The 12145-nt window shown below is 64.9% G+C and carries 8 protein-coding genes; 1 reads left to right on the top strand and 7 read right to left on the bottom strand.

Annotated elements, in window-relative coordinates; all coding sequences use genetic code 11:
* Window positions 1–91: 91 nt before the first annotated feature.
* Together J5X75_RS29320 and J5X75_RS29325 are read right to left on the bottom strand one after the other, a co-directional pair.
* Window positions 92–517 (bottom strand): hypothetical protein, encoded by a 426-nt coding sequence (locus tag J5X75_RS29320; protein WP_208470755.1) that lies wholly within the window; start codon window positions 515–517, stop codon window positions 92–94.
* Between the two features lies 1 nt (window position 518).
* Entirely contained in the window at window positions 519–2918 is a 2400-nt protein-coding gene (locus J5X75_RS29325; RefSeq protein WP_208470756.1) for an AAA family ATPase, read from the bottom strand.
* 796 nt (window positions 2919–3714) lie between these two features.
* On the opposite strand from J5X75_RS29325, the gene J5X75_RS29330 reads away from it, so the two are divergent.
* The gene (locus J5X75_RS29330; RefSeq protein WP_208470757.1) at window positions 3715–5076 is read left to right on the top strand and encodes a hypothetical protein; all 1362 of its coding nucleotides are present in this window, start codon (window positions 3715–3717) and stop codon (window positions 5074–5076) included.
* Between the two features lie 79 nt (window positions 5077–5155).
* Here the strand turns inward: J5X75_RS29330 and J5X75_RS29335 are convergent, their stop codons facing one another.
* The 5 genes from J5X75_RS29335 to J5X75_RS29355 all read right to left on the bottom strand — a co-directional run bounded on the left by J5X75_RS29335 (window position 5156) and on the right by J5X75_RS29355 (window position 12088).
* Window positions 5156–6697 carry a restriction endonuclease gene (locus J5X75_RS29335; RefSeq protein WP_208470758.1) on the bottom strand — a complete coding sequence of 514 codons (1542 nt, stop codon included), beginning with the start codon at window positions 6695–6697 and terminating at the stop codon, window positions 5156–5158.
* A 251-nt stretch (window positions 6698–6948) separates the two neighbouring features.
* Complete coding sequence (locus J5X75_RS46110; RefSeq protein WP_208470759.1) at window positions 6949–8097, bottom strand: restriction system modified-DNA reader domain-containing protein; 1149 nt, start codon at window positions 8095–8097, stop codon at window positions 6949–6951.
* On the bottom strand, window positions 8094–8942 hold the full coding sequence (locus tag J5X75_RS29345; protein WP_208470760.1) for a nuclease-related domain-containing protein: 849 nt from the start codon (window positions 8940–8942) through the stop codon (window positions 8094–8096). Before J5X75_RS29345 ends, J5X75_RS46110 begins: the two co-directional genes overlap by 4 nt.
* A 288-nt stretch (window positions 8943–9230) precedes the next feature.
* Window positions 9231–10256 (bottom strand): CBS domain-containing protein, encoded by a 1026-nt coding sequence (locus tag J5X75_RS29350; protein ID WP_208470761.1) that lies wholly within the window; start codon window positions 10254–10256, stop codon window positions 9231–9233.
* Window positions 10253–12088: a GmrSD restriction endonuclease domain-containing protein gene (locus J5X75_RS29355; protein WP_208470762.1), complete on the bottom strand. Its 1836-nt coding sequence runs from the start codon at window positions 12086–12088 to the stop codon at window positions 10253–10255. Before J5X75_RS29355 ends, J5X75_RS29350 begins: the two co-directional genes overlap by 4 nt.
* Window positions 12089–12145: the final 57 nt, after the last annotated feature.

Genomic DNA, 12145 nt, shown 5'->3' on the forward strand with positions numbered 1-12145 from the left:
GAACCGCCTACTCGGCAGTTGCGGCGACCTGGCCGCCTGGCAGGTTGTCACCTTTATCGGGCGGACTGCAGTCTCGGTGGGCTCATCAGGGTCATTGACGTACCGCTGCTACTTCTGCCAGGTTCTCTAATGTCGGGTACAGATCTTCCTCAAGGTTGTCCACTGCTGCGGTCCATGAGACAAGATCCTCTACGGAGGGCAGCGGGTCAGGATTGCGGCCGTGCAGGATTTCACAGATTGCGACGTATGCCTCAAGCGCGCCGGCGATGACGCGCATTCGCCGCAGTTGGGCCTCGGGCGAAAGCCCAGGCTCACCGATACTGAGGTAGAGGCGCCGTTCGATCATGGAGATGTCGGGTTCGGCAGCGATCACCGTTCGAGGCAGCCTCGCAGCTGCCCTTTCGATACGAACGCGTAGAACGAGCGCTGCCACGGCGGTCTTCTCGGCTCGGGTGCCGGGCCAGTCCAGGTAGGCAGCTTGGAGATCCGCGACGTGGACGTCGGGGAACGTCGCCATCTCAGTCCCCGATCTCTTGAACGGCCTTGATGATCTTCCGGGTCTGGCGTACCCACAGGTGTGGGTCCCCCTCTGGTGCCCGGCCGTGCGCCGCACCGTTGAGCGCACGCACGGTCGGGGTGAAGCCGTTCACGTTGATGGTTCGCAAGCTGGCGCGCCGGGCATAGTCGTTGAGGAGGGCGAGCTGGTCAAGCGTCTTGCGCGCCCTCTTGAGCTCAGCGATTACAGTGGCTTCTGGTGAGCCGACCCGCCGGGCGAGAATCTCGATCTGTGCCACGACCTCGGTGTCAACGGCTTGCCGGCACATCGCCAAGGTCATCGAGGCTACGGCTGGCGTTGTTCCGATAGGAGAGGCTTTCTCGGCGCCGAGAATCCTCTGGATCTCGTCCAGCCGCTGGATTCCTGGGCTCGCTACGTGCCGCACGCGGACCTGCGGCTGGCCGTCGCCTCGGCGATCCATCCGCATGTGCGTGGGCGTCGCTCCGAGGCCGCGGAGTTCTCGCCAGAGGCGATCATCGTGGGTGAATACGACGATCTGGAAGCGCTCGGCGAGGGTCAGCAGATGGCGGGCCAGGTAACGCACGCGCCAGGTGTCGAAGGCGTGGATCGGGTCGTCGAGGATGAGGAACCCGAACGGGCTTCCAGGTTGGGTGGCCCGGGGCAGGTAGGTGGCCAGTGAGAGGGCGTTGCGCTGGCCGGTGCTCAGGACGGCGGAGCTGTTCTTGCCGGTCGGCAGGGCGACGTCACCGTCGGCGAGGTCCAACGCCACGGTGCGCCGGATTTTGGTTCCGCCGGCGAGGGCGATGCCGGTCAGTTTGAGATCGGCATCGGGGTTCAAGATCGACCAGAGGGTCATGACTTCCTTGCCGATCGGGGCGAAGATCTCCTCGCGTGCGGTACGGATCCACTGGTCGACCTTGCCGTCCAGCTTGTTGGCGACGGCGAGGCGGGTCACGGCAGGTTGCTCTCGCCGGAGAACGTCCAACCACGACCCGATGTGCGCTCGGACCGTGGCCTGCGCGGCGATGAGGTCATCTCGGCGGTCGAGCAACTCCGTACGGACGGCTCCGTACCAGAGGGCCAGATCATGGCTCTCGTTGAGCGCCTCGTTCAAGGCGACTTCGGACGGCGTTTGGTTGGCGAGGTCGGCGGCTATACGGACAAGTCGATCCCACTGCTTGACCCGCAGATCGGTCGCAGGGTCGGTCAGATCAGCAAGCCGCTGCCGGAGGGAAGCCGGCAGAGGGGCGGGAAAGCACACGCCTAGGCCCTTCATCGCCGTCTTCGTCGCCAGAATCGCAGCGCGGAGGCCGGTAGTGGCGGTCTTCAGCCGGTTCGCCTCGTCGGTGGCCCGGCCTACCCAGTCATGGCCGGCCTCCCGGCAGACCGGGCAGACGTCTTGGGTGCGGAGGGCATCGAGTAGTCCGTCGCCCGGGGCGAGGACCTTCTGCAGGATATTGAGCAGGGCGTTTGTGCCGGTGACGTCAGAGCTGCTGGCTGCTTCGAGTTTGGCGAGGGCGTCCTTGGCGCGTTCGCGGAGTTGGGGGTCCACCGCCCAGTTGTCGGGCAGGCCCAGCGGCGGCGGCGCGGTCGCCGGCAGCGTCGCCGCACGCGCCCAGATGCGGGCCTGCTGTTCTTCGTCCGGGAAGGCGCCGTAGGCCAGAAGCTCCGTCACCAGCTCGCTGTCGGTGTCCTTGAGGATGCCGTCAAGGGCGGCCCTATGGGCGGCCTCTACGGTCCGCCGCGCCGCGGAGCCCTTTTCCCGATCGGTTTTGAGGATCGCTTGCAGTTCCTCCAGCGCGGTCAGCTCCAGCGCATCTTTAAGGAATGTGTGCAGATTGCTGGGATCCTGGATGACCTGAGACATCTCCGGGTACAGCAGGACGGGCATATACCGAGCGAACGCTTCGCTCCAGTCGGCGGGCGGCGAACTGAGGGCGCGCTCTCCGTCGCGCCATTTTACAACCTCGTCCTTCCCGCAGATGATCTCTACATCCTGCCGTCCATTGCTTACCGTCACGACAATCTCGCGCTGCGGATAGTGGACGTTTTCGGTGAGCACTTGATAGGAACGCTTTGTTCCTCCGCTGAGAACGTGCCGGGCGCCGTCGGCGACGCTCGTCTTGCCGGTGCCGTTGCGGGCTGTGACGATAGTCAGGCCCTTGGTGTGCCTGAGGGGCAGATCGACAGCCTGCTCACCGACGCCGATGTGACCCCGTACGTGGATGTTACGGACGTACCAGGGGCCGTCCGCGGTGGCGACACTGGCCGCTGAGCTCGGATTCTTGGCCCGGACAAGCTCAAGGAGCAGGGATCGGGCGTCGGGCTCGAGATCTTCGGCGGCTGCGGCGATGTCCGCCCAGGTGAGTAGGAGCGGTTGCGGGACGTGTTCGGCGACCACGGGGCCTCCTTCTGTATGGCCGTGGACAGTCGCCGCGTTTGCCTCGTGCCTGACAATGAGCGAATGGGCCGACCTCGGGCCCAGCAGCGAGCCGCACAACATATCGCGCCGACGGCCTCCAACCAAACTGAAATGCCGCCTATTACACGCGATAGCGTAGAACAATTGTTCTAAATGGCAGGCCAGGATAGGAACGTGAGTCAGAAACACATTCGAGCGGTACCGTGTGCGGGGTTCGACAGCGACGCCTTTCGGGCACTGCAGACGATCTTGAACTGCGGCGCGTATACTGCGCCCACCATGAGGAGCACAGCGACTTCTCTGCGCAGCAGCAGCTCGACCTGGCGATGCGCGAGGCTGAGGACCTCGGCATGAAATCGTCGGGCAGGTACTCGACGAGGGGTTCGGCAGCTTTCGGTCGTCGCTGAGCCGGTCGCCGCGGTCGGTGTTCGGCATCAGCATCGACATCCGCTACCGGCCGGAACCGTTCCACCCGGAGCCGTTGCCGGGTATCGACGAGGAGGAGCTGATCCGGATCTGGTTCTGCGCGAGTTTGCTCGCTGCGGTATGCGGTTTTCGGCGAGCACCGATTCTGCCCGGTCTGCGGGAAGCTCCCGGCGATGGTCGTCGCGCAGGACGCGCTGAGACGGCCGGGCCTTTCGACGCCGGTGGGAATGCGGAGACGCGAACTCCGAGGAGTCCCAGCAAGATCTCCGAGGGCCTCGCCTCGAATCGCCTCGACCACTCGTTCGTGGGATGTCGATAGCTCGCGACCGGTAAATAGCCTGAGTCATCGATGTCGCACGGGAAGGCCGCTCCGCCGGTGGTGACAGAACGGACGTTGATCACCAAGGCCGCGCTGCGCAAGCTGCCGGCCAAGGCAGACGACGGAACCCGGTACTGCGCGGAATGCCGCAGGTACGGCGAACTCCATCGAATGGTCGCCAACGACGTCACGAAGTATCTCCAGTGCGAAGCGTGGTCCGTGCCGACCTATACGGAGTGGGACCGGCTGACACACGAACAGATGATGGCCGGCGAACCGTGTCCCGGTTGCGGCGCGGAACTCGTCTCGCTCGGTGAGCCGCCCTCGTGGACCGGCAAGGGCACGATGTATCTGACCGCCGAGGAGCAGGCCGCCCGCACGGCCGCGGAGCAAGCCTTCAAGGAGCGGCACCCCTACTGCCACGCTGGGCGATGGGGCATGGCGGGGAGCGCGGTCAGCCATTGCGGACGCTGCTGCCCGCCGCCTCCTGTGAGCCCCGACCAGATCCGCCGGATCTCGCAGATCCTTCAGGGTAGTGCGGAGGAAAGGGTACGAAAGACGCGGCGCGAAGGTACAACGTACGAGCGCCACGATTCGGAACGGCGGCTGCCCGGCCGAGCCCGGCCAGTCGCTGTGGTCCTACGCGAGTACAACGAACGCCGCGCCGAGGCCCTGGCAGCCGGGAAGGGAGAAGACCGGGCGTTGATGCGGTGCTCTTTCCCGGACGCGGAGCTTATGTTCCGGTGGCGGATGCAACTGGGCTGCGACGACATCGTGGAGATCCTGACGTTTGGCGATGACCGGCCACCGACGGACATGACATGGTCGTGGGGTGGCAGCCCGCTGCGTAGAGGCGCTTACACCTGTACCACTCACCGGAGCCCAGAAACGCCGTACCAGGCGGTGAGCCGCTATCTCACCCGGTCCACGCTGGATCTCGAAGGCGACAAGCGCCTTCGGCGTGATCCTGAGACAGTCGGCTACTGGACCGTGAAGCTGGAATGCGGACACCTGGACCACCAGATCACGCCGCTGGATTGGAAGCCAGCTGACGGCCACCGGCAGACGGAACCGAACGATCCCGACGAGGTCGTCCAACGCAAGGCTCGGATGGAACAGATCAAAGAGCATCTCGGCGTAGCCGAGTACGCGCACGCGATCCGCCAAATCGAGCAGGGTCACCTCGAGCCGGACCCGATGACGACGTGCTGGACCTGCCAGTACGAACAACCCATCGTCGCCTTCCAACGAGTGGGCTGGCTGGTGCCACCGGCCCCCGTCAAGGGCAGATCAGGAGCGGACACACCGGTCGCTCCGCGGCCGACCCGCGTGCAGTTGGAGAAACGTGTAGCCGATCTTGAAGCGGAGATCGCCCGCCTGAAGCAGCAGTAGGTCCAGCACTCGCACACGGCCCCTCTGCGCCAGGAACTCGCTCTTGAGGCCAAGAGTCTTTCGAAGCCGGAAGCTGCCTTCAGTCCTCCGGCAGGTCGGGCTGGTCGATCGACGCCGCATTCTTCGGCCGCTTCACGCTGATGACGACGTCTTTCCCGGTGTACTTCTTGATCAGGAAAATCAGGTTCTGGCCATCGACGAGCTGCATGCGTCCGTGCTCGTACGCCTTCTGGCGGCCGCCGGGGGTGAACCATGAGGTCGTGACCAGGATTCCTCGTCCCGCCTTCTTCTCCTCCATGGCGCCGGCCAACTCGCGAATGTGATTGACCCCGACGACGTTCTTGTAGTGCTTGGCCTGGATGATGGTGACCCCGCCGACGAACGGGTCCGGGTTCTTGACCACCGCGTCGACCCCGTCGTCCTTGCTGGATGTCGTGGTCCATCCCTGCATGCCCATCGCCTCGAAGACCTGGCGTACGAGATGTTCGAATTCTCCATGTCCCATCTGCATGAGGTCGGGCCGGTGATCGAGTGTCGAGACGGCGTCGAGTCCTTCGATGAAGGCGAACTTGCTCAGGTCGAAGACGAGGATGGGCTCGATCGGTTTCAGCGCGTAGGGGTGCTCGGATACCCGCGCGCGAAGGTAAGGCAGACAGTCGGCCGGTTTCACATGATCCAGAACGAGTTCTTCGAAAGCGGCTCGCTCGACGTCCAAGCTGATCAGGCACGGATACTCCTGCCGGCCGGTCGCCGGGTTGATCGAGTCCACGTGCCCATTGAAGGCGACTTCCCGGAGGCGCTCGTCGGCGTCGAACAGATCTCGGATGGCCAGCAGCGTCACCTGTGCGATCACGTCGCGGTAGAGCCTCCTGATCTCCGAATCAGGCCGCTTGGTCTCGGCTATCGTGTCGGCGTTCTGGCCGCTCTGGATGTATCGGAAGGTCTTCGCCGTCGGTACGACGTCAGTCCCCGGCAGCTGTAGCTGAACCACGACCTGCTCTGCGTCGGGGTTGTAAGCGACCTCCGCGCGACGCGGGAAGTCGGGGGGAAGCAGTAACCGCGAAAGCACCTGCTCGTAGTACCGCTCCACGCTGGGCCGGTGGCGCTTGTTGAAGGCCGCGATCTCGGCGTCGATCCGGCGGTTGTGTTCCGCGCATTCCGCCTGTTCCCTGGCCATCCTCGCATCAAACGCCGCTCGCGCCTGCGCCAGATGCTTTTGCCGGTCACGCTCCTGCGCCTCCCAGGACGCCACGGCGTCGTCGAGCTGCCGTCTCGCCCGCGACACTGCCGCCTCGTGCCGTTCTCGCCCTCCGAAGATCGTCGACAGCAACCCCGGAGTGGCCGGTTCGAATTGCCGCCACTCAGGCCGTCGCGCCGGGGTCGCCAGACTCCCTGGGGCGAAGGCCGGTGCTGTGAAGGTTCGCTTGAAGCGCTGGAGGTCGATCCGCGCGTTGCGGCGAATGCCCTCGACGAGAAGCCCGTCGAGTATCGCCACCCACCGGGTGACATCGGCGGTTCTGCGCTCGGCCTCCTCCCGGCGCGAGGCGAGGTATTTCACCCGTTCGTCCCGCGCGTTGGCAGCGGCGGCACGCTGGGCCTGTTTCAGCTGGTTCTGCTGCATTCGGAAGAACTCGGAGTCACCCGATCGTCTGTTCGAAGCCATCAGCCACCCGTCCACGTCCGTGAACTCAGGCTAGCCATTACATCGATTCAGGTCGAGACTTTACGTATGCGGATCGATGCTCTCAGTCATCGTGGCCATGGAGCGGAGTCGCCTACATTCAACGATGCTTCGGTCGGCCACTTCCGGAGCTCGGCGGCAGCATCGCGAACAGGCACCATACGGTAGTGGCGTCCGGTGCGGTGTCGGATTCACACGTCGCTCGGACCGTGGCCGCCGCCGACGTCTCGGGCGGTTCGGCGGCGGATCTCCTTGATGCTGACCACGTCTCCGCTGACCGCGTCGGTAGTGTGCCAAAAGCTGAACCCGTCGGTTGAGATCTTCGACTCTGGCGCGTCAACTCCAAGCGCCTGCACCTTGACGGCGCGACCCGCTGCGGACAGCGTCGAGTGGATCTGTCCGTTGTAGCGGACCTGGCCATCGGCGAGCAACTCACCGTGATAGGTGATGCCGCGATAGTCGCCGTGGAGAGCAGCCTCTGGCCGGAGGCGCCCGGCAGCGATCATGTCCGCCACCTTGATCAGCCGTTCCCGCGACGTCACCATTGGCCGGGCTCGGCGACCGGCTGCCGGCTTGTCGCCACTCGGTACGGCGGACGGCGTGGTGATCGTGGGGCGCGGCGGCGGGTTCCCCTCGGTGCCGGCGGGGAGAACGGGCTGGCCTACCGGTGTCGGGAAGTCGAAGGTCGCGCGGGCCCGGACCAGACTGGTGCGGATCTCGTCGGCGGTCAGCCGCGGCAGACGCCGGTCGAGCATGGCGACCAACTCGGGCGCCGGCTCGGTCCCGCTGAACATGCTGGTCAGCTCCCCGTGAACCTGACGATCGACGAAGAAGCCCTTCCACAAATCGTCGATCCGGTTGTCTCGCATGTTGTCCTTGCTCAGCAGGCTGAGCAGTTCCACGGCCCGCTCGGGGTCGTCGATGCGTACAGCCCTGAACAGCTTCTGCTCGATAGGCACGGGCGCGTGCGCGTTGTAGATCCGCCACTGCATGCCGTCGGTGAGCGCGACCCACTCGACTCCAGCGGCCGTCGCGTACGCGATCGTCTGGTTGGCCCACCGCGGCACATCCAGGTTCTCGCCGAGGCCTTTCGCCTCGATGAACAGCTTCGGTGTCCGCAGGAGAAGCAGGGCGTAGTCGACCGGGTTGTCGGTACTCCTGCGCCGATACTCGTGGGAGACCTCGTCGGGATCTCGCAGATCCCAGCCAAGCGCTTCGATGATCGGGCTGATCAGGCTCGCCTTGGTGTTCTGCTCACCGAGCCGGTGCGGATTCCGCTGGAAACGCTCCAGCCGTTCAGCGCACTGCTTGACAACATCTCGCAGGTCGAACACCTTCACCCCCGTTTGTCGCCACGGCCACCGGATCCGTGGCGCCGCCGTTCGTGGAACTGGTGGTCGCGGCGGATCAGCGCGACGATTCTCTCGCATGACTGCGAGTCGAGGGCGACGGCGTGCCGATCGATGGCTTTGAGCAGATGTGTGGGATGGGTGCCGATGGCGTGCACTGTCGGGTTCTCGAGCCGGCCGAGGACCGCCCGATCATGCATGATCATGACCGCGGTGCGGACCGGCACGTGCAGGTCGTTGCGGGCCAGCCATTCGCCGAGGTCGGCCGCGACGTCAGTGACCTGTCGTGCCCAGCTACGCCCGCCACCGTCGACGGCCAAGCCTTTGTCGACCAGGTTGCCGTAGGAGTCGAACTTCTCGTACCACCATCGCTCGCCCACGACGTGCAGACGAATCCGGCGCCGCTTGACCTCGACCGCCCAAACACCACCAGGCCCGACCAGCACATGGTCAGTTTCACCCCGGCGGTTGCGATAGCCGCGAAGCATGATCCATGCGTCGTCCAGAACGGACAACCCGTGCTGGAGAGCCTCTTCCCCCGAAACGCCGGCCGCCTGCTGCCGCACCCGCCCATCGAGACGCTGCCGACCCGCGTCAGCGGCGGCCACACCCTGCCATGCGCGGCGGGCGCGGGCGGACGCTTGCCGCTCTTCGGCCGTGGACACCCCCAGTAGCCGCCGCCACCACGACTTGCGGCGACGGCTCGCGTCGAGATCCTGCCGGGCCCGCGAGTACGAGTCGTGCCATGCGGCCGCTGTCGTCTCAGCGTCACGCAATTGCGTAATGGTCTGATTCAACTGCTTACCGCCATGATCGGAGAGAACCAGAACCCGCATCGACAGCCTCCCCCGTGATGAACTTCGCCACGCATATCACGAGAAGTAGTTGATCCGCTACCCGCAGCTTCCGCCTTGTCGACTCCGGCCACGTAACTCGAGTCGGCGTCGCGGGTCAGCGAAAGCTCACAGTGGGCAGGTGGTCGCCGACGTAACCGATGTGGATGCGGCCGATCGGCCCCTCCGGTGTCGTCGTGGAGTGGATCCAAGGAGACGGCGCGCCAGCCCTGCTGGATCTTGGTGTGGACCCCACCTGCTGGGTCTCCGGTCGGCTATGTCGTGACGAAGTCACAATAGTTGTTTGAGTAGCCCGGAGAACTGGTACAGCTCGTCGGTCTGTTGCTCGGTCAGTGGCTGCTCGTCGAAATGGGCGATCTGGTTGCGGATGGCCCTGACCCGGTCGAGTTGAGCCACGAACTGTGCCTGGTCGACTCCTGTCCAGCCCAGTGTCGCCCAGTTGGTTTCGGCGAGTTGAGCCAGCCGCGCGTCCTGCTGATCGGTGGCCAGCAACTTGACGTAGTCACCGAACATCAGTCGCGAGAAATCGCCCGACTGGTACTTCCTACCCAGCGCTCGTACCGGATCGCCCGCCAGTTTGGGTCCGAGACACCGCCGGATGCGGAACTCGATCTCGCCGACGAGGAAGAACGGCTGGGCGAGCTTGTGGAACCGTGCCGTGATGTCGGCACCGGTGATGATCCCAGCGAAGGTGCCGTTGTTCTCCCGCACCAGTAGGTATCCGCATCGCTGAAGTTCGGGCAGGCGCGTGAAGAGTTCCTGGTGCACCTCGGCCAGTGGGAGATCGTCTCGGATCATCGCGGTGGCCAGGGTCGGCACCTCGCCCTTCTCGTAACGAGCGGCGATCGAATCCCACGTGATGACGCCCTTGAGATCGGCAAGTCCGTCGATCACCGGCAGCTGCGAGTAGTTCTTTTGACGCATCGTGTGGGTCACGGTGCTGAGCAGAGCGCTGGAGTTGACCGATTCGACGCCGTTGCGGGCCGAGGGAACATCGCCGATCTTGAACGACTGTTGAGGCAGGGTGCCGGGGAGCACCTCCTCTTCGGCTTCATCCTCGGCTTCGACGACCAAGGCCTTCGCGACAACCAGCATCTCGGTGGTGAGGCCGCATGTGGTGAACGACGGATGTGTATCGAGTCCGGCCTCGTGCAGTGCCTCTTGGATCATCGGCACGGTGTGGTGGTTGCGCACCCGGGTCCCGAACATGGTGAGAAGGTCGGAGGTGCGCAGGGACCTGCCCTTGAGTGCGAGGAGCTCCTCGCGGGTGGGGCGGCGAGAGTCCGCCATGCTCATCGGTCCGACTCGGCACGGAAGACGGTGCGCTTGCCCATGGCCTCGTTGACCAGTTCGACGAGGCGAGCGGACCGGTCGGCGTAGAAGGCGTCGAAGTCGTCCTCGTGCAATGTGGCTGGATCGATGACGTGGGTGGCGACCACATCGTCGAACCATTCGGACCTGGTGCCGGCCTCTCGGGCGAGCACCTTGAGATAGCTCGACGGTGAGCCGATGAGGCTCTTGCTCGCCCGGTAGGACAGCGGGGTCTTGTTCACGATCGAGTTGCCGCGGTTGTCGTCAGGGAAGTTGCGGGCGAGCCAGTGCTTCGGGAACACCTGCCGGATGGCGACGGCATGCTGGATGAGCGCGCTGGCCGTCAGCGGACCCTCGCTGTGGTACCAGTCGACCGCCCCTTGCTTGATGAGGAGCGCATAGATTCCCTTGTAGGCCGCGCTGTTGCGGGTGGTCAGGGTATCCAGGCGGTCAGCCAGGAACGCCGCCTCCATGATCGTGTCAGGCAGACCGGACCGTGTGGAAGACATGGATGAGCCGTATGACTCGCCCCGCACTGCCACGATGAGCTGCTCGACGTCGCGGGTGAAGCGGCTCTCGGTGGCGCCGCCGTACATCTCGCCCAGCACTCCACACCAGTACCAGCGGGTGAGCAGTTCCCGGGTGCCCGGGTCCTCCGCCTCGTCGTCAGAGAGGATCGCTCGTACCGCGGCCATCGGTACGAGCTGGGTCCGGTAGGGCAGGTCGGCGTGGCGCACGATCAGTTGTTCGCTGAGGAACTCGCCGACCCATTCGAAGGCGGTCGCGACCCGGGGCGCGATCCTGATGAAGTCCTCCAGCGGCAGGTTCAGCAGGTCGCGCCGTTTGCAGGACACCGCCATGGACGGCTTTTCCCGCTTGCGTTCCCAGGTACTGACGAGCGTGACCGCTTGCAGGAAGTCGCTGCTGCTCAGCCCGTCGTCGATGCCCTGCTCGGTGCGTCCGAACACCGGGTAGGAGGTGGTCAGGCTCTTCTTGATGTCGTGCCAGGCGTCTGGCAGCCGGTAGTAGTCGCCGTGGGCCGACTCGTAATCGCTGTCTCCGGCATAGGTGGCGGTCAGCAGTTCGAACACGTTCAGCGGAACCCCGCCGGTGTTGACCCGCTCGAACACCGAGCACACCGCGTCCTTGGTGGTCGTGGCAGCCAGCTTGATCATCGGGATCTGGAAGGACCGGACGTTGTGTAGGATGCCCTGCTCGAATTTGGCCCACAGGTCCCAGTTGGTCTCGTCCATCAGGACGAACTCGCGCTGCCACGCGGTGACCTTGTTGCCGTCGAAGACGATGCTGAGCGGGAAGTGCCTCGCCTGGCATTCCAGCGTTCGACTGCTGAGGTCGAGTTGCACCCGGCGGGCGAAGTCGGAGCGCAGGACCCGATCCTTCGGCACGGACACGATGGCCTCGTCGCGGTCGGTGGACGATCCGACGGCCTTGGCGATGTCGACGTAGTACCAGCGCTCAAGTTCCCGACCGCGTTCGTCGGTGGTCCGCACCGGCTGGTCGAGATGCAGAGCCTGGTACAGCGAGGTGAGGCGCTGCTGACCATCCAGCAACAGGAGATCGGGAGCGGTAGACCGGCCGGACTCCGCACCGGTGAGCGCGCGCGGCCTGAATGGCTTCTTGCCGCCGGTTTCGAGGGTCATGACGACGCCGAGCGGATAGTCGAGGGTCACCGTCGCGATCAGCTCACGGATGCGCTGGTCGTCCCACTTCCATTCACGCTGGAAATCGGGAAGTTGCAGCGCTCCCGTTTCGATATCCGCCAACACCGTCTGCAACTTCGGGCTATCAAGAGCCACCGCGTGTTCCCCCTGGCATCATCTGGTGAGCAGCCATCGAACGTATCGATGGCCGCC

The organism is Actinoplanes flavus (genome assembly GCF_017592555.1).
Taxonomy (GTDB): domain Bacteria; phylum Actinomycetota; class Actinomycetes; order Mycobacteriales; family Micromonosporaceae; genus Actinoplanes; species Actinoplanes flavus.

Excerpts from the sequence above, each read along its gene's own strand:
- J5X75_RS29330 (WP_208470757.1), top strand. The coding sequence starts at position 3,715 with ATGTCGCACGGGAAGGCCGCTCCGCCGGTGGTGACAGAACGGACGTTG.
- J5X75_RS29320 (WP_208470755.1), bottom strand. The coding sequence starts at position 517 with ATGGCGACGTTCCCCGACGTCCACGTCGCGGATCTCCAAGCTGCCTAC.
- J5X75_RS29345 (WP_208470760.1), bottom strand. The coding sequence starts at position 8,942 with ATGCGGGTTCTGGTTCTCTCCGATCATGGCGGTAAGCAGTTGAATCAG.
- J5X75_RS29335 (WP_208470758.1), bottom strand. The coding sequence starts at position 6,697 with ATGCAGCAGAACCAGCTGAAACAGGCCCAGCGTGCCGCCGCTGCCAAC.
- J5X75_RS29350 (WP_208470761.1), bottom strand. The coding sequence starts at position 10,256 with ATGAGCATGGCGGACTCTCGCCGCCCCACCCGCGAGGAGCTCCTCGCA.